At 66.9% G+C, this 17,213-nt stretch carries 16 protein-coding genes; 6 read left to right on the top strand and 10 right to left on the bottom strand.

The window, feature by feature from the left end; all coding sequences use genetic code 11:
* Window positions 1-13: 13 nt before the first annotated feature.
* The 5 genes from ehuC to ectA form a co-directional block, all read right to left on the bottom strand.
* A complete protein-coding gene (ehuC, locus tag D472_RS0108015) occupies window positions 14-742 on the bottom strand; it encodes an ectoine/hydroxyectoine ABC transporter permease subunit EhuC (protein ID WP_017603967.1) in 729 nt (242 codons plus the stop codon).
* A gap of 6 nt (window positions 743-748) precedes the next feature.
* Window positions 749-1,573 carry an ectoine/hydroxyectoine ABC transporter substrate-binding protein EhuB gene (gene ehuB, locus D472_RS0108010; RefSeq protein WP_026117493.1) on the bottom strand — a complete coding sequence of 275 codons (825 nt, stop codon included), beginning with the start codon at window positions 1,571-1,573 and terminating at the stop codon, window positions 749-751.
* Between the two features lie 473 nt (window positions 1,574-2,046).
* A complete protein-coding gene (locus D472_RS0108005; RefSeq protein WP_017603965.1) occupies window positions 2,047-2,448 on the bottom strand; it encodes an ectoine synthase in 402 nt (133 codons plus the stop codon).
* A gap of 191 nt (window positions 2,449-2,639) precedes the next feature.
* A complete protein-coding gene (gene ectB, locus D472_RS0108000) occupies window positions 2,640-3,908 on the bottom strand; it encodes a diaminobutyrate--2-oxoglutarate transaminase (RefSeq protein WP_017603964.1) in 1,269 nt (422 codons plus the stop codon).
* Between the two features lie 93 nt (window positions 3,909-4,001).
* Window positions 4,002-4,511, bottom strand: a complete 510-nt coding sequence (ectA, locus tag D472_RS0107995; RefSeq protein ID WP_083903407.1) for a diaminobutyrate acetyltransferase — start codon at window positions 4,509-4,511, stop codon at window positions 4,002-4,004.
* A 781-nt stretch (window positions 4,512-5,292) separates the two neighbouring features.
* On the opposite strand from ectA, the gene D472_RS0107990 reads away from it, so the two are divergent.
* From D472_RS0107990 to D472_RS28110, 3 genes are all read left to right on the top strand, one after another.
* Window positions 5,293-5,556: a WhiB family transcriptional regulator gene (locus D472_RS0107990; protein ID WP_017603962.1), complete on the top strand. Its 264-nt coding sequence runs from the start codon at window positions 5,293-5,295 to the stop codon at window positions 5,554-5,556.
* Between the two features lie 110 nt (window positions 5,557-5,666).
* A complete protein-coding gene (locus D472_RS28115; RefSeq protein WP_026117492.1) occupies window positions 5,667-6,251 on the top strand; it encodes a hypothetical protein in 585 nt (194 codons plus the stop codon).
* 106 nt (window positions 6,252-6,357) lie between these two features.
* Window positions 6,358-6,969: a copper resistance CopC family protein gene (locus D472_RS28110; protein ID WP_017603960.1), complete on the top strand. Its 612-nt coding sequence runs from the start codon at window positions 6,358-6,360 to the stop codon at window positions 6,967-6,969.
* A gap of 66 nt (window positions 6,970-7,035) precedes the next feature.
* On the opposite strand, the gene D472_RS0107975 is transcribed toward D472_RS28110, so the two are convergent.
* Entirely contained in the window at window positions 7,036-7,797 is a 762-nt protein-coding gene (locus tag D472_RS0107975) for a PP2C family protein-serine/threonine phosphatase (RefSeq protein WP_017603959.1), read from the bottom strand.
* Window positions 7,798-8,633: 836 nt separating this feature from the next.
* Between D472_RS0107975 and D472_RS0107970 the strand changes: the two genes are divergently transcribed.
* Window positions 8,634-9,908 carry a glycosyltransferase gene (locus tag D472_RS0107970; protein WP_017603958.1) on the top strand — a complete coding sequence of 425 codons (1,275 nt, stop codon included), beginning with the start codon at window positions 8,634-8,636 and terminating at the stop codon, window positions 9,906-9,908.
* Window positions 9,909-9,924: 16 nt separating this feature from the next.
* The gene (locus D472_RS0107965; RefSeq protein ID WP_017603957.1) at window positions 9,925-10,893 is read left to right on the top strand and encodes an anti-sigma factor RsbA family regulatory protein; all 969 of its coding nucleotides are present in this window, start codon (window positions 9,925-9,927) and stop codon (window positions 10,891-10,893) included.
* Here D472_RS0107965 and D472_RS0107960 read toward each other — a convergent pair.
* Both D472_RS0107960 and D472_RS0107955 read right to left on the bottom strand, forming a co-directional pair.
* Window positions 10,883-11,227, bottom strand: a complete 345-nt coding sequence (locus tag D472_RS0107960; RefSeq protein ID WP_017603956.1) for an STAS domain-containing protein — start codon at window positions 11,225-11,227, stop codon at window positions 10,883-10,885. The genes D472_RS0107965 and D472_RS0107960 overlap by 11 nt on opposite strands.
* Before the next feature lie 124 nt (window positions 11,228-11,351).
* The gene (locus D472_RS0107955) at window positions 11,352-12,134 is read right to left on the bottom strand and encodes an ANTAR domain-containing response regulator (RefSeq protein WP_017603955.1); all 783 of its coding nucleotides are present in this window, start codon (window positions 12,132-12,134) and stop codon (window positions 11,352-11,354) included.
* A gap of 168 nt (window positions 12,135-12,302) precedes the next feature.
* Here D472_RS0107955 and D472_RS0107950 point away from each other — a divergent pair, with 168 nt between their 5' ends.
* Window positions 12,303-13,463: a GAF domain-containing protein gene (locus tag D472_RS0107950; RefSeq protein WP_026117491.1), complete on the top strand. Its 1,161-nt coding sequence runs from the start codon at window positions 12,303-12,305 to the stop codon at window positions 13,461-13,463.
* A 36-nt stretch (window positions 13,464-13,499) separates the two neighbouring features.
* Here D472_RS0107950 and D472_RS0107945 read toward each other — a convergent pair whose 3' ends face one another.
* A complete protein-coding gene (locus D472_RS0107945) occupies window positions 13,500-14,141 on the bottom strand; it encodes a response regulator (protein WP_017603953.1) in 642 nt (213 codons plus the stop codon).
* Between the two features lie 6 nt (window positions 14,142-14,147).
* Window positions 14,148-17,213: HAMP domain-containing protein (locus D472_RS25035; RefSeq protein ID WP_017603952.1), on the bottom strand; the 3,066-nt coding region annotated here is incomplete at its 5' end.

Raw genomic sequence — 17,213 nt, 5'->3', positions numbered from 1 at the left:
GAACCGTTCTCCATTACTTGGCCACCCCCACCCGGGTACCGACCGACGGTGGCCGGAGCAGGTTCATGAGGCCGCCGCCGGAAGGCGGTGTCCTGCCCAATCTGGCGTTCGCGCGGCGTTCGAGCAGTCGCATACCGAAGATCAACACCTGCGCGATCAGGTAGTAGAGGACGAACGCGATCCCGAACGCGGCGATCGTCTCACCCGTACCGGTGCGCACCTCACGGGCGACGGCGGTGAGGTCGAGGATGCCGACCAGATACACGACGGCGGTCGCCTTCATCAACTCGATGATCAGGTTGCCGAACGTGGGCAGCATCTGGGCCCACGCCTGAGGAAGGACCACCAAACGCATGCGCTGGAACCAGGACAGGTTCAGCGCGATGGTGGCCTCCACCTGCGCCCTGGGCACCGCGTTGAGCGCGGCGCGCACGACCTCGGCACCGTAGGCGCCGACGTTGAGTCCCAAAGCCAGGATCGCCGCGAACATCGGGTCGAGCTCGTAGCCGCTCATGTCCGGGATCGCGAAGACGAACCAGAACATCACCACGAGCGCGGCGATACCTCGAAAGACCTCCACGTAGACCGTGGTGATCGCGCGCAGGATCCAGAACCTGGCGGTGCCCATGATCCCGAAGAGCATGGCTAAGACGAAGGCCAGGATGGCGCCCCCGAGGGTGAGCTGGATGGTGATCCAGGCACCGTCGAGATAGCGCGGTAGTTGTGCTTGCAAAAACTCCACGCCGGGTCAGCCTTCGCAGAGCTCGGCGGTGGTCGTGCCGTCGGGCAGGTCGTCCTCGGTGAAGCCCCACTCCTCGCCGAGTTCGAGGAGTCGACCGCTCTCGGTGAACTCGGCGATGACGCGATTCACCTCTTGGAGCATCTCGTCGTCCCCCTGGCGCATGCAGAGTCCGCCCCAGCCCTTCTCCTCCTTGCCGTCCATGACCGGATAGAACGGCTCGGTGACGTCGAAGTCCCCGCCACGTTCGATCAGGAGGTATTCGTGGGAGACCTTCAGCATCGAAATGGCGTCCACACGACCGTTCTCCAACAGCTCGAAGCCGGTGGTCTGGTCGGGGATGAGCTCCATCTGGTCGTCGCTCACACCGAAGTACTCGGCGTAGGTCTGCTCGACGGAGGCGTTGAGCACGGCCAGCCGAATATCCGGGTTGGCCGCGATGTCCTCGAAGTGCTGAATGTCGTACGGGTTGCCCGCCTCGACCATGAAGGCCTCGGGCGCGGTAGCGGTCGGTTCACTGAACGCGACCTCCTGGCAGCGCTCGGGGGTGATGAAGACACCGGCGGCGAGGATGTCGAACTGGTTGTTCTGCAACCCCGGGATCAGACCGTCCCAGCTGGTGGAGGTGGCGACGATCTCGGGCACGCCCAGTTCCTCGAAGACGGCCTTGGCCACTGCGGGTGACTGTCCCGCGGGCTCCCCACCGCCATCGACGAAACCGAAGGGGATCTCGTTGGCCAGCCCCACCCGGACGAAACCCTGCTCGCGCAGGTCGTCCAGGGAGGCGCCCTCACCGGCTCTGGAGCAGGAGGCGAGAGTGGGGGCGAGAGCCATGGCGGCCGCACCGACGCCGGCCAGGCGGAAGGCGTCCCGACGTCCCCAACTTCCTCGCCGACGCGCTGGTCCCTGATTCTTCACGACTGCTCCTTGAAGATTCCAAAGCGGTGGCCCCGCCGAAGGACAGGACGGGGACGCCGCACATTCGGATGGTGGATCGCCTCATGTGGGCTGCCGCGGAACCGTGTCCGCGGCCTGACCGCCCCCGGGTACATGGGGCGACGGCGTTGGTACGGGGTCTCTCTCCCCGGCCCCGCCGTGCAGTAACAAGACATGTTTAGTCCGTTATGCACTGGTTATGCGCTGAGAACCATCGGGTGACCAGCCCTCTCAGGGCTTGTGGCCGGGCCACCTGTGCGGGGTGACTCTGGGTTCCCACTCTCATCACCCAGGGGTCTTCATCCGAAGAAAGCGGATGGGCGGGGCCGTAGTCGGCCGCCGCCCATCGACGAAGCGTGATCGAAGCCCGATCAGGCGTTCGCCTCCTCCTCGACGATCAACGGGTAGACACCGTTCTCGTCATGGACCTCGCGCCCGGTCACGGGCGGGTTGAAGACGCACAGTACCCGGAAGTCGGTCTTGGGCCGGACCGTGTGCTTCTCGTGGCCGTTGAGCAGGTAGAGGGTGCCGGGCGTGATGATGTGCTTCTCGCCGGTCTCCTCGTTGGTCAGCTCGGCCTCGCCCTCGATGCAGTGCACGAGCTCGATGTGGTTGGCGTACTGGAAGGTCGACTCGGTGCCCGCGTACAGCACGGTCTCGTGGAAGGAGAAGCCCACCTTCTCCTTGGCCAGAACGATCCGACGGCTACGCCAGTTCTCGGTCTTGATGTCGGCGTCGGTGTCGCTGATCTCGTCCAGGCTACGAACGATCACTTGGGTCTCCTTAAACGTGCTGGTGCGCGGAGTATGCGCTGGTTACACGGTAGGGGGCCGGCCGACGTTCCGTCTGGGAACGTCGGCCGGCCCCGAGGCGGTGCTCGCCCTGAGCTTCCACTTCTCCCCCACCGCCACCTTCAACGGAAGGCCTGGCGGCCGGCGGAGGGACTCTACGGCCCGGGACGTCCCTAGGCCGGCTGAGCGACCTTGACGGCGGCCCGGGCGGCGTCGGCCATGATGTCCAGGCCGGCGGAGAGTTCCTCATCCGTCGCGGTCAGCGGCGGCAGGAGCTTGGCGACCTCGTCCTCAGGACCGGAGGTCTCCAAGAGCAGGCCGCGCTCGAAGGACTCGGCGGCGACCTTCTTGGCGATGCCGGTTTCGGCGTCGAAGGCCAGACCCCGGGCCAGACCGCGACCACGCACGTGCGCGCCGAACTCGGCGTGCTCGGCTGCGATCTCGGACAGGCGGGCCTCGACCATGGTGCCCTTGGCCAAGGTGGCCTGGGCGAAGGCGTCGTCGCTCCAGTAGCGGCGCAGTGCCTCGGCACCGGTGACCATGGCCGGGTTGAAGCCCCGGAAGGTACCGTTGTGCTCGCCCGGCTCCCACACGTCCAACTCGCGCTTGAACAGCGTGAGCGCCATCGGCAGACCATAGCCGCTGATGGACTTGGACAGGGTGACGATGTCCGGGGTGATGCCGGCCTCTTCGAAGCTGAAGAACTTACCGGTACGGCCGCAACCCATCTGGATGTCGTCCAGGATGAGCAGGATGCCGTACTCCTTGCACAGGTCGGACAGCCCACGGAGCCATGCGGCGCTGGCGACGTTGATACCGCCTTCGCCCTGGATGGACTCCACGATAACGGCGGCCGGGGCGTCCAGGCCACTGCCGCTGTCGTCGAGCAGGGTACGCAGCCACAGGAAGTCCGGGGTCCTGCCGTCCAGGTAGTTGTCGAACGGCATGGTGGCCACGTGGTCCAGCGGCACACCGGCGCCGCCGCGCTTCATGGAGTTACCGGTGACGGCCAAGGCCCCCAGGGTCATGCCGTGGAAGCCGTTGGTGAAGTTGATGATGGTCTGGCGACCGGTGTACTTGCGGGCCAGCTTCAGCGCGGCCTCGACCGCGTTGTTTCCGGCCGGGCCGGGGAACTGGATCTTGTAGTCCAGTCCCCTGGGTTTGAGGATGATCTCTTCGAAGGTTTTCAGGAACTCCTGTTTGGCCACACTGTAGGCGTCGAGGCTGTGAACGATGCGATCGTTCGTCAGGTAATCGATGAGCGAGGTCTTCAACTCCGGGTTGTTGTGCCCGTAGTTGAGCGATCCCGCCCCGGCGAAGAAGTCCAGGTAGGGCTTACCGGTCTCGTCGTAAACGTGGGCACCGACCGCCTTGTCGAAGAGGACCGGCCAGTTGCGGCAGTATCCGCGGACTTCGGACTCCAGGCGCTGGAAGGTCTCCATGGTGATGTTCCTTGGTTCCTTTCCCCAACTTCGTGGGCTCATGGCTTAGACGAGGGGTGGGTACAGGATCGCGTTCGATCCGGTGCGGAGGGTTCAGTCTTCGGAATCGACGTTTCGTGGCCCGAAAGGGCCGATGCGCACGAGGTCCTCGGGCTCGTGGAGCTCGCCATCGTCGGTCGGGAAGTGTTCCTCCGCGAAGAGCGGGCTCCATACGGCTTCGGTGCCTCGGTCTCTGGCGAAGGACGCGAAGAGGGCACGGGAGGCCGCGTTGTCCGGCGTGACGGTCGCTTCGAGGTACTGCAAACCCTGCTCGGCGATCGCGTCGCCGATGAAGTCGAGCATCCGACGGGCCAGCCGCTGACCGCGGTACGCGGAGTCGACGGCCACCTGCCAGAGGAAGTACGTGTCCGGGCTGTCGGGACGGACGTAACCAGTGACGTAGGCCGCCACCCGACCGTCGGCGTCCCGGGCCACGACGCTGGTCGTGGCGAAGTCCCGGCACCACAGCGTATAGGCGTACGGAGAGTTCACGTCCATCCCCGTCGCGCCGGCCAACCGCCACATGTGCGGCCCGTCCTCCGGGGAAGGGTGCGAAAGACGCACGCCCTCATGGCCCGCGCCCTCGGCGGTCTGTGGGCTCTGAGCCCCGACGTCGTTTCGGTCGCGTGCTTGGAGGTTCGTTCGTAGATGTGGCACGTCGAACGAATTTAGCGAACGAAGGTCAAGCTCGTTTCAGCGAGATTTCGCGTAGATGTTTACGCTGATTCCCATCGGGTATGGCCCGTATATTTTGCCGTTCGAGGCCATCGCGCCCCGTGCCCTAGAGTGGCGATCGGTGGTGGCCCAAGGCCCTGATCCCCCCTAGTCCGTCTGGGTATTCGACCGTGGCGGCCACCCGGGCCGCGTCGGGTCGACTCCCTGACTTCGGGGCTTCCAATACAGGCCTCAGGGTCAAACATAGAGCCTCCAGAGGCGAGATAAAGCGTGTGTTAAGTCACATCAATTCGGTGGGAAGCTCGCGACATAACGCCCCCAAAGCATCACCGCGCACGTCACAGGGCACGCGACCATGTGACGAAAGCCCTCCACGCACAAGAGAATCGTCTTTTTTCACCGCGACACGCCGCATCACGGATCCACGCCGGCCATGTCTCGCTCTGATAACGAGAACCCTCGGCCTTCTCCCCTGGGGCGAACGTCCTTGATGATTTACGAATTTTGGAGCAGACTCCGTGTAGTACGACCTCATGTAGTACTACAATTGGTCGCAACGCTTCGCCGCGGTCCATGGTGGTCACGAGCCCCTGGCGCGGCGCGGCCACGAACTTCACCGCCCCACGCGGACCGCTCGGTGGGGATCACTGACCAGGGATCGGAGGCGCCCGTGAACCGCCTGTATCACGAGAGTGAGGATTGGGTCGAGCAGGGGAACTGCCGCTCCTACGACCCCGAGATCTTCTTTCCGGTGAGCAGCACCGGGATCGGCCGCGTCGACACGGAGCAGGCCCTCTCGATCTGCCGCAGCTGCACTGTTCGCCCAGAATGTCTGCGGTGGGCCCTTCGCGCCGGTGAGGCTCATGGAGTCTGGGGTGGCACCACCCCCGAGCAGCGTCGCTACATGCGCCGCGAACTGGTACCGGCCGGATAGCCATGGGCGAAGCCGCCGGGTGCCTCACGCGCCCGGTGGCTTCCCCGTGTTCCGGGCCTTGCGGCCCCGGGCCTTGCGACCCCCGGGGAGCACGGCCTAGGTTCACTATGATGCGACCCGCTCACGGCATACTCCGTCTTACGCGCACGGCGTTCCTCGCCTTCGCGTGCTCGGGGCTGGCCTGGAACGGTCACAACCAGTGGGCCGAGATCCCCGCCGGGGTCGAGGGCTTCCTCTTGGCCACGCTGTTCCTCTTCGGCCTCCTCTGGCGCTTCACCAAGACCATGCGGGGCTTCGGGGACATCTTCGCCGTCATGGCCCTCGCGCAGGTCGCCTCGCACCTGATCCTCCAGGTGATGGTCGACCCCGGTGCGGCGCCCCCTGGTCACGGCCACGGCGAGCACGGGTCATCCACCCACCTCCTCGGCCTCGCTCCGGGCATGCTGTTCGCACACCTGTGGGCGGCCCTGTTCGCCTCCGCGCTGCTCGCCCACGGCGAGTCGGCCCTGTGGTTCTTGGCCGGTGTCGTCTCCCGGGCCCTGCCCCGGCCCCTACAGGTCACCGGCCCGCCCTTCGAGCCGCCCGAACGGGTCTACACCGTGCCCCCGTTCAGCGCGTACTCTTCGCCCGCACCCCGTGCGTACAGGCCACGCGGGCCTCCCGGTTCGCCCACGCCCCACCTCCTGCCGTCGTAGTACCCCCGTACACGACGCCTCGGGGCACCCCCGAAGAGAACCCGGACGAGCACGGCCCGATACGTGCCCTCCGGCCACGAACCGCACCCACGGCCTTGGAGAGAGCATGAGAAAGCTCCGCACCGCAACCCTGATCACCCCCCTCGCCGCGGCGGCCCTGCTGCTGGCGCCCTCCCCCGCCCTCGCCCACGACGTCCTCATCGCCTCGGACCCCGAGGACGGCGCCACCTTGGAGACCGTTCCCGAGGAGGTCCTGCTGACCTTCAACAACTCTCCGGCGGAAGGCGGTGGCGGCAGCGCGATCGTCGTGACCGGCCCCGACGGTGAGACCCAGTACGAGGACGGTGAGCTGACCTTCGACGGTCCGAACGTGTCCGTGGACCTGGCCCCGCTGGACGAGGCCGGTGAGTACGACATCTCCTACCGCGTGGTCTCCTCCGACGGCCACCCGATCCAGGACACCCTCACCTTCACGGTGACCGAGGAGGCCATCACCGCGGCCGCCCCGGAGGAGCCAGTCGAGGAGGAGGAAGAGCCCACCGAGACCGAACAGCCGGCCGAGGAGGTCGAGGAATCCCCGGCCGCCGCCGAGGAACCCGCGGCCGAGAGCGGATCGGGAACCATGCTCCTGCTCGGTGGCGTCGCCACACTCGCCGTCATCGGTTTGATCGTGATCTTGGTGGTCCGGATGCGCAAGCGTCCGGGTTCCACCGAGTAACCACGGTCCACGGACGACACAAGGGGCCCGTTCACACACACCGTGAATGGGCCCTTCACCATTCCCCTAGTGGCGGCGGGCCAGCAGGATACTGATGTTGTCCTTGCCTCCGGCACTCATGGCCGCCTGCCAAAGAGCGTGCACGGCGGCCTCGTCACTGCCGGCCTCGGCGATGATGCGCTCCATCTCCTCCAACAGCACCAGGTCGGAGAGACCGTCACTGCACATGAGCCAGGCGCTGGGATCGGCGGCCTCGTCACGGCCCACGTGGGGGACCATCGACCCCCCCGAACTGCCGCCCAGGGACTGAGTGATGAAGTTGGTGGTGACGGGTCGGCCGTCCTCGGAGGGCGGCAAGGCCGGGGAATCGTCCTCGGAGAGTTGACGCAGGCGCCTTCCCTCCAGTCGATAGGTCCGCGAGTCTCCGACGTTGAACCAGAAGTTTCCGTCACTGTTGAGCAGGATCCCGGCGACGGTGGTGCCCATTCCCGAGAACTCGGGATGCTGGGAGGCGTGGTCCTTGATCTCCTCGTCTATGTGGGTGAGGAGTTGGCCGATCTCGTCCGAGGTGTTCAGACGCGGTCCCATCTCGGCCATGCGGTGTACGGCGTGCTCGGAGGCGATCTCGCCGGCGGCCTGGCCACCGATGCCGTCCGCGACCGCGAGAATGACCGGTTCACTCACCGGCAGCGCACAGCGGACCGGGGAGGTCATGTTCGCGCTGGCGACGGTGAGAGCACCCATGACCACGGAGTCCTCATTGGCGGGGCGGATAGCGCCCCGGTGTGTGAGGGCCGTGACAATGACTTCCCCACCAGCGACACCCATACGCCCTTCCTCCCGTTTCGTCGGCCGTGGCCGGTTACCCGACGCCCCGCGTCGGACTTGGTCGAGTCCTGTTCAACGTCTGGATTCTGCAACCGTACCGAGCCACCGCCGGAGTCGGTCAAAATCCGCGTACATCATGGCGGAAAACACCCGGATGTGCAGTTCCCACCCCGCTTTCCACCGCCGAAAGCGTGGTGACGGTGGGGTCTGGGAGGGGTATCGCGCCCCGGCCCGGTTCCGGTCCGACATTAGCGGTGCCCGAAGCCGACCAACAGTGCCCAAGGGCGGGTCAGATGAATCCGCGGTCCAGACGCCCTCCCGACACCAAGGCCCGGGGCCGGTACCGGCCGGCCGATCAGGTTTCAGGCCCATCCCGGGGTCAATGGCGCGTTGTCGGCCCGCCAAGTCTCTGGCACAATGAAGACCGTTGGGTGTCTAAGACGCAGACACACACGACCCGCCCCGCGCGAGCCCTGAGTACAGGTGCGCCCGGTGGCTTCCAGTCTCTCTCGACGGTCGTTTGGTGTGGTCTGTCATGCGTCGCTCCCTCGGTTCCCTTCATTCCAGAACCCGCGTTCCGTGCGTACTGCGTGCGCCCGGTGCCGCGTGCTGCCCGGAGTCCTTCATGTTCGAGGCCCGGGCCCGTTCCCTTCCTACTCGTCTGATGCCCCCGCCCCGTGCCCAACGGCGTCCGGTGATTCCGTCCTCGGAGCACCGGTGGCCGCAGGGCACGGGGCCGGACCAGCCATTCCCGGAAGGATTCCGACTCCCCGCTCCGGAGTCCCCCGGGACCGCCCACGACGGACACCGTGACCGTGTCCAAGGAGTGCTGCCCAGTGAAGATCGCCATGATCGCCGAACACGCCAATCCTCTGCCCGCCCACCGGGGCGAGCCCGCCTGCCCCGCGAGTCTGCACGTGTGCGCCGTGTCCCGTCAGCTCGCCAAGCGCGGTCACAAGGTGACCGTCTACGTCCGTCGCAGTGCCCCCGACCAGCCCGAGGGTCGCACCCGGATGGCCCGCGGAGTCTCCGTCAGCTACCTGGACGCCGGACCCGCCCGAGTACTGGATGAGACCGAGCACGCCGAGCACACCGGCCTCTTCGGCACCGCCCTGTCCACCTTGCTCGCCGAGGACGCTCCCGACGTCCTGCACGCCATCGGCTGGACCAGCGGGCTGGCCGCGCTCCACGCCCAAGCGCACGGCGAGAGGGACCGGAGCGGGGCGCCCATCGTGCAGACCTTCCACTCCCTCAACGCCAGCGAGCAACGCTCCGGCCTCGCGCACCGACCCGACCGCGCCCGCATGGAGACGATCCTGGCCTCCCGCGCCGACCACGTCCTGGTCAACTCCACCGACCAACAGGGGGAACTGGCCCGCCTGGGCGTGCCCCGCCACCAGGTGAGCGTGGTGCCGTTCGGTGTGGACTCCGACCACTTCAGTGTCGAGGGCAGCGCCTCCGCCGAGCCATGGAACACCCGCCGCGAGGAGCGTCCCCGGCTGATCTCGGTGACCTCGCTGACCGAGGCCGGCGGCGCCGAACGTCTGGTGGAGGCGATGGTCCGCCTTCCCGAGGCCGAACTGTTGTTGGTCTCCAGCACCGAGGACCGGTCGGTCGCCCTCGACGAGAACGCTCGCCGGATCGAACTCTTGGCCAAGGAGGCCGGAGTGGACGACCGTGTACACCTGACCGGCCCGGTGGAGCGCAAGGAGCTTCCCCGTCTATTGCGCTCGGCCGACGTGTACGTCTCCGCCGCCTCCTACGACCCCTACGGCGGTGCGGTCTTGGAGGCCATGGCCTGCGGCCTGCCCGTCGTCGCCACAGCCACGGGCGCCGTGCCCGGCGCGGTTCTGCACCGCACCAGCGGTGTGCTCATGCGTTTCGGACGGCCCGACGAGGTCGCCCGCTCGGTCCGCGCCGTTCTCAACACGCCCACCATGAGCACCGCCTATGGCATCGCCGCCGTCGACCGTGCTCGCTCCCGCTTCACCTGGCAGCGCATCGCCGTGGAGACCGAGATCGCCTACGAACGTTCCCGACCGACGCAGGCCGGGCGGGCCGCCGCCGAAGAGGAGGACACCGAACTCCTCCTATCCGGTGCCTCGAACTGAACGTTCTGCGACGACCATGACCTTCGAACACCAGGGGCTGCTCTTTCGCCGTGGGAGACGGTTCCACGAGGTGACGCGGAAACGGCTCCGCTCCGCCGTACGCGAAGCAGGGCACACCGTGCTCGCCGTGGCCGATCCGGCCGCGCTCCTCAATGGGCTCAGCCCTCAGGAGCGCGGCCGGGTCCGTGTCATCGACCAGGGCTCCCTCTATGACGCCCCCGGCCGTACCCTGGCCGCACTGCACCGTATGTCCCTGCTGCACGAAACCGTCAGTGTGGTGGCGGAGCCGCCCACGGACGTTGGCGGCGTGATGGAGGCCAGGGAGTGGCACCGGTTGGAATCCGTACTGGATACGGCGCTGGCTCCGACACGGATGCGCTTGCTGTGTGTCCATGACGAACCAAGGCTCACTCCGGACGCACGTGCGGCGGTGCTGGCCACCCACCCCACCCTCGTGGACGAGCACGGGCCCCGCCCCAACCCCGCCTACCGGGGAACCGCGGTCTTCGGCGATCGTCCCCGGACACCCGAGCCGTTGCCCGTGACCGGACCGGTGCACCGGTTGGAGGTCCATCCATCCCTTCCCCGACTGCGTCTGGACGTCGAGGCCCTGGGACACGCCCTGGGGTTCCCTCCGGACCGTACCGACGGCCTGGTGATGGCGGTGAACGAGCTCGCCGCCAACGTGCTCGAACACGGCGCGGGCAAGGGCACCGTGCAGGTGTGGCGGGGGCCTGACCGGTGGGTGTGCGACGTCTTCGACGAACACGGCGGGCTCACCGACCCGCTGGCCGGTTATCGCCCCGCCGAAGGTCTGCGTCCGCGTGGGTACGGGTTATGGATCACCCGGCAGATCTGCGAATACATGGAGATCTGCGGGGATGAGGAAGGTTCACTGATCCGATTGCACTTCATGGACCGTACCCCGAGGTCGGACTCCGGCGACGGCGACGAAGGGTTGTGCGGCGTCTCGCTCAGCCCTTGAGATCGACCACCGCGTCATTGGTTCGAGCCTTGATCGGGATGACCTGGTCGATCCCCGCGATCACGAACAACCGATTCACCTGCTGCTGGGGTTCGGTCACGACGAACCCGATGTCGAGGTCCCTGGCCTGCCGAAAGGCGGCGACCAGCACCCCGATGCACCGGGAGTCACAAAAACCCACCTTGGCCAGGTCCACCACCACACCCTTGGGGACTTCGGACAGGACCTCGTCCAACACCCGGGCCAAGGCGGGGGACGTGACCGCGTCCATCTCACCCACGGGTGTCACGACGGCGACACCATCCTCACTGCGGATCGAGATGTCTGACCTCACGGTCGTTCTCCTTGTCGTTCACGTGCGCCGGGCGGACCCGGACCCCCATCATGACGTGTTCGGGTCACACTCGGGACTCGTCACGGCGTTGTCGCCAGGTCGTTCACTCCGACGACCACCTCGTTCACCGCCCGTCCAGGCCGGTCCGCCTCCGGCGTGGAGACGGCTGTGGCCGTGAACCGGTACTCTCCGCGACCAAGTCCCGGGCGACCTCCACCACACGTTTGCGGTTGCGTTGGGCCACCTCCCGCAGAGCGGCGAAAGCCGCGTCGGCGTCACAGCCCTTCGCGTGCATGATGATCCCCTTGGCCTGGTCGATCACCGTTCGCGCCGACATGGCCCGACGCATGTGCGCGGACTCGCGGGCGGCGTCGGCCCGCCGTCCCGCCGTCTGTAGCGCCATCGCCGCGTGTTCGGCCAACAGGGCGGTGAGTTCGGGGACCACCCCTTCGTCGAAGGCGTCGGCACGCCCGGAGTGCACCCCGAAGGTGAGGACACGGTCCTCGTCCCCCTCGCCGGTGAGTTTGCTGGGTTGGGTGATGGAGGAGCGGTCCCCGCACTGGACCGCCATGCTGGTGTAACGCGGCCAGCGGTGTTCGCGCAGCACGTCCAGGACCCGAACCTGACGCATCTCGCGGACGGCTTCCACGGTGGGCCCCTGGTCGGTCGTGTACTGGTACTCGAAGGCCTCGGAGAGGTCTGCGTGTGAGGCCCCGTAGTCGGTGACCACGTGACGTCGGAGGCCGTCCTTGCCCACGACCTCGCGCCAGAGCACCACCAGGGCGGCCGAGCACCCGGGCACCCCCAGGGCCGCTGCCCGACTCATCTGGTCCAGTGCGCGTTCGGAGGCGGTGTTCTCCTCCCGTCCCAGCGCACCGATGTCACGAGCGAGGTGTTCGATCCACACCGTATGAACCTCCTCCGCGCGTGCCGTCTTCCGCACCAAAGGTAACCTTCATGAGGGCCTTGACCGGACATCGGAGCGTTCCGCCATTCGCTGCTCGGCCCCGGTGCCGGTGCTGATCCCGACGGGCACCGCCAAGACGCCCTCGAAGACGACGGGGAGACCGTGAGCGTGTCGGACAACCTCGCCGATCTACAACGCGAGATCACTGCGCTGGGGGAACGTGTCGCGGCGTTGCGCAACACCCATGCCACGTACCCGGACGACGCCCAAGGCACCGGAGAGGCCGCGCTCGCCGAACTGGAGTACGCCGAACGACTGCTGGTCCAGGCGGGGACGGAATTGGCGCGTACCCACAGCGGCGCCACCGAGCCCCGTCGCGGCGGAGACGACAACGACCGCACCCTGCTGCGGGCGATGTTCAACGAGTTGAGCGTCCCCGTGGTGCTCCTGGATCACGACGGCTACATCCGTCGGATCAACAACGCCGGAGCCGACCGCCTGGGTGGTGCCACCGGTTACCTCACCGGCAAACTCTTCGCCCACTTCGTTGATCTGCGCAAGCGCGCCGCGATGCAGTCGTGGTTGGCGGCGGTACTGCGCGGAGACGGCCCCGCGTCCCTGGAGTCGAGACTGGCCATGCGGGGATGGGCAGAGGACGTGCATCTGACCCTGACCAGGTTGGCTCTGCCCACCGAGGCCCAACCGCTGGTCCTGGTGGCGATGTCACCACCGATGAACGGCTTGGCGGAAGAGGGCCCGGCCCCCCTCGAACCGGAGGTGGAGGACCAAGTGGTGGTGTTGGCCGCCCGGCGGCTGGACGTGCTCACCCGGATGACCCGCCTGCTCCTGCGCGGTACCACTCCCACCAAGGGCCTGGCACTGACCGACGCCGCCGACCTGTTGGCCGAGTCCTACGCGGACTGGGTGCTCATCGACGTCTGCGACCTACCGGAGGGCCCCCGAGAGGCCCGCCGCGCCGCGGTCGTCGGCCCGGCGGACGCCCCGAAGGGACAGCGCGAGGAGGTGGCGTCCCTACCTCCGGGCGATTCCGACGTCCTCGGTGAGGTTCTGGGGCGGGGCCAGTCGTTGTTGTTCCCGTTGATCGAGGACCCCTCGGTGCTCGGCCGAATGCGTTCTCGGGCACCGGTCCTGGGCGCCCTGGGCGCGGGTTCGTTGTTGTCGGTGCCGTTGCGCGGCAGCCGGGGGGTGCGGGGCGCGCTCACCCTGATCCGCCGCAGCAACCGGGGCAGCTTCCGCCTGGCCGACCTGGGGCTGATCGAGGAGATCGGTGAACACATCGGTCTGGCCCTGCCGCCTCGCTCCGACTGAGGAGGCCTTCGGGCCACTTTCACCCGAATCGTCCCTTTATTCTTCGGGGCCGTGCAGGGTGTCGACCAGGGTGGACAGGTGTGAGGCCGACCGGTCCACCCGGCGAACGGCCTCCACCAGCGGCTGGTCGATCTCCTGGTAGTTGTCGATGATGTGCTCGCGTAGGGCGGACAGGTCCGTCTGCACTTGACGGGAGCGCTGGGAGAGTTGTTCGACCAGGACCTTGACCGGCTCTCCCCTCTCCTGGTTGAGCATCCTTTGCAGGGAGCGGGCCTGTTCGCGCATCTGTGCCTTGAGCTGGTGCAGTTCGACGAACACCTCGACCTTGGAACGCAGCATCCACGGATCGAACGGCTTGATGAGGAAGTCCACCGCCCGGGAGGAGTAGCCGCGAAAGACCTGGTGCCGATCGAATTCCTGGGCGGTCAGGAAGATGATCGGCACGTCCTTGGTCTTCTCCCGTTGCTTGATGTGCGCGGCGGTCTCGTAGCCGTCCATCCCCGGCATGATCACGTCGAGCAGGATGACCGCGAAGTCGGTGCCCAGAAGGTGTTTCAGAGCTTCCTCGCCGGAGTTGGCCCGCACCAGGTTCTGGTCCAGGGAGGTGAGGGCCGCCTCCAGCGCGATGAGGTTCTCGTCACGGTCGTCGACGAGGAGGATGTTGGCCTTCTGAGTCACTGCTGGCTACTCCGAGTCATCGGGTGGGGTGTTGGCGATGCTGCCAGTGTCCCCGTTCGTTTCATGGTTATCCCTGGCGTCATTGTGCCTGTCCGGGAACCGCTCCATGTCACCGGGACGCTCATCGGCGGAGGCCCCGGCCCGGGTCTCCTCCGGCCCCGCGGTGAGCCAGCGACGCATCACGTCCAGCAGGTGGTCCAAGTCGACCGGTTTGGTCACGTAGTCGGTGGCACCGGCCGCCAGGCTGCGTTCCCGGTCGCCCTGCATGGCCTTGGCGGTCAGGGAGATGATCGGCAGGTCGGCGAACTGCGGCATCTCCCGGATGCGCTGGGTGGTCTGGTTGCCGTCCAGTTCGGGCATCATCACGTCCATCAGGACCAGTGAGATGTCCTCATTGGCCTCCAACTTCTCGATGCCGGAGTGACCATTGTCGGCGTAGAGGACCTCCAGCCCCTGCGCTTCCAGAGCGCTGGTCAGCGCGAACACGTTGCGCACGTCGTCGTCGACGATGAGCACGCGTTCCCCCGCCAGGACGGCGCGCCGCTCGGGATCGGGCCGGGCCTTGGCGTGTTCGTCCGCCCCCGGCTCCTCGTGTTCGGGCGTTTTGAGCACCTTCACCATCGGCAACGGTTCCTCGGACTCGCCCGAATCGGTCAGCGCCGCCACCACGGCGTCGAAGTCGGCGTCGGGGAGGTCGAGTTCGAGGTCGGTGTCCGAACCGAGCACCTCGGACCGAGCGTCCGGCTCCTTGCCCTGTTCCAGAGCCGGCGTGTCCAGGGCGGGCTTGTTCAGGGCGGGCGTCTCGTCGATACCGTCCCCGGCCTCTTCGGGCAGGCGCACCGGAAGCAACAGGGTGAAGGTGGATCCCTGGTTGGCCACGCTGTGCACCCGGATCTCACCGCCGAGCAGACGGGCGAAGTTGCGGCTGATGGACAAGCCCAGGCCGGTCCCGCCGAAACGCCGCGAAGTTCCACCGTCGCCCTGGTGGAAGGCCTCGAAGATCACCTGGAGTTTGTCCTCGGCGATCCCGATCCCGGTGTCGGCGACGGTGAAGGCGATGACCTCCTCGTTCTCCACGAACATGTCGAGGTCGGTGTCCTCCAACTCCCACGCCGGTTCGATGAGTAGTCGTACCTCGCCCTGCGGGGTGAACTTGACGGCGTTGGAGAGCAGGTTGCGCAGAATCTGCTGAAGCCGCTGTTCATCGGTCCACAGCGTCTCGGGGATGTCCGGGGAGACGTCCACCGCGAACGCCAGTCCCTGTTCTCCGGTGACCGGGCGGAAGGTGGCCTCCACGTAGTCGACGAGTTGGGCGATGGACACTTCGCTGGGCTGCACCTCGGCGCGGCCCGCCTCCACCTTGGACAGGTCGAGGATCTCGTCGATGAGCAGCAGTAGGTCGCTGCCCGCCTTGTGGATGGTCTGGGCGAACTCGACCTGCTTGGCCGTGAGGTTCTGTTCGGCGTTGTCGGCGAGCAGACGGGCCAGGATGAGCAGGCTGTTGAGCGGGGTGCGCAGCTCGTGCGACATGTTCGCCAAGAACTCGGACTTGTACTTGGAGGAGACCTGAAGCTGGTGGGCGCGCTCCTCCAAGGCGTTTCGGGACCGCTGGATCTGCTGGTTCTGCAGCTCGATCGCCCGATTCTGGTTGGCCAACTGGGTGGCCTTCTGGCGCAGCTCCGCGTTCATGCCGCGCAGTTCCTCCTGCTGGCGCTGGAGCTCGTTGGAGCGTTCGCGCAGCTGGCTGGTGAGCTGTTGGGACTGCTCGAGCAGGTACTCGGTGCGGTTGTTGGCCAAGATCGTGTTGATCGTGGTGCCGAGCAGGGAGACCAACTGGCGGAGGAAGTTCTTGTGGATCTCCCGGAACTCCTCGTAGGAGGCGAACTCCACGATGCCCAGCGAACGCCCCTCGGTGACGATCGGGAGGATGTACAGATGCCTGGGTTCGGCCTCTCCCAACCCCGACTCGACCATGACGTAGCCGGAGGGGATGTTGCTGATGTGCTGCTCGACCTGCTGCGCGAGGGCTTCGCCCGCCAGGCCTTGGCCCTTGACGATGCGCCGGCGTTCCTCGGTGGGTTGGAAGCCGAAGCCCGCGTAGAGCCGGAAGACGTCCTCGTGGTCTTGGTCCTCGGGCAGGTAGCAGGCCCCGTGCTGGGCACCGATGAGCGGCGTGACCTCGTGCATGATGAGGCGGGCCAGCTCCTTGAGGTCCCGGTGTCCCTGGATTCGGCCGGAGATGTGGGCGAGGTTGGACTTGAGCCAGTCGGCGTCGCGCTGGTCGGCGGTGGTCTCGCGCAGGTTGGACACCATCAGGTTGATGTTGTCCTTGAGCTGCTGCATCTCGCCAAGGGTGTCGACCTGGATGTTGCGGGTCAGGTCGCCCTTGGCGACGGCGTTGGCGACCTCCGCGATGGCGCGCACCTGGGTGGTGAGGTTGCCCGCCAGCCCGTTCACGCTGTCGGTGAGCTGCTTCCAGGTTCCGGTGACGCCCGCGACCTTGGCCTGTCCACCCAGCTGGCCCTGGCTGCCCACCTCGTGCGCCACCCGGGTGACCTCGGTGGCGAAGGCCGACAGCTGGTCGACCATCGTGTTCACCGTCGTCTTCAGCTCCAAGATCTCGCCTTGGGCGTTGACGTCGATCTTCTTGGTCAGGTCACCGGCGGCCACCGCGGTCGTGACCTCGGAGATGTTGCGCACCTGGGTGGTGAGGTTGTGCGACATCGAGTTCACGTTCTCGGTGAGGTCGTCCCAGATACCGGAGACGCCGTTGACGGTGGCACGACCGCCCAGCTTGCCCTCGGTACCCACCTCACGGGCGACCCTGGTGACCTCGTCCGCGAAGGCGGAGAGTTGGTCCACCATCACGTTGATGGTCTCCTTGAGCTCCAGCATCTCGCCCTTGGCGTTGACCGTGACCTTCTTGGTCAGGTCGCCGGCGGCCACCGCCCGCGTCACCATGGAGATCTGCCTCACCTGGTAGGTGAGGTTGTTGGCCATCGAGTTGACGTTGTCGGTCAGGTCCTTCCAGACCCCGGAGACGTCGCGCACGTGGGCCTGGCCGGCGAGCTT

The organism is Nocardiopsis alkaliphila YIM 80379, from assembly GCF_000341005.1.
Classification (GTDB): domain Bacteria; phylum Actinomycetota; class Actinomycetes; order Streptosporangiales; family Streptosporangiaceae; genus Nocardiopsis; species Nocardiopsis alkaliphila.
This window is presented reverse-complemented; position numbering and strand designations above follow the sequence as displayed.

What these genes read in the sequence shown, in the direction of transcription:
- ehuB (WP_026117493.1), bottom strand. Translation starts at nt 1,573, where the DNA reads ATGGCTCTCGCCCCCACTCTCGCCTCCTGCTCCAGAGCCGGTGAGGGC.
- ectB (WP_017603964.1), bottom strand. Translation starts at nt 3,908, where the DNA reads ATGGAGACCTTCCAGCGCCTGGAGTCCGAAGTCCGCGGATACTGCCGC.
- D472_RS28115 (WP_026117492.1), top strand. Translation starts at nt 5,667, where the DNA reads ATGCGACCCGCTCACGGCATACTCCGTCTTACGCGCACGGCGTTCCTC.
- D472_RS28110 (WP_017603960.1), top strand. Translation starts at nt 6,358, where the DNA reads ATGAGAAAGCTCCGCACCGCAACCCTGATCACCCCCCTCGCCGCGGCG.
- D472_RS0107975 (WP_017603959.1), bottom strand. Translation starts at nt 7,797, where the DNA reads ATGGGTGTCGCTGGTGGGGAAGTCATTGTCACGGCCCTCACACACCGG.
- D472_RS0107965 (WP_017603957.1), top strand. Translation starts at nt 9,925, where the DNA reads ATGACCTTCGAACACCAGGGGCTGCTCTTTCGCCGTGGGAGACGGTTC.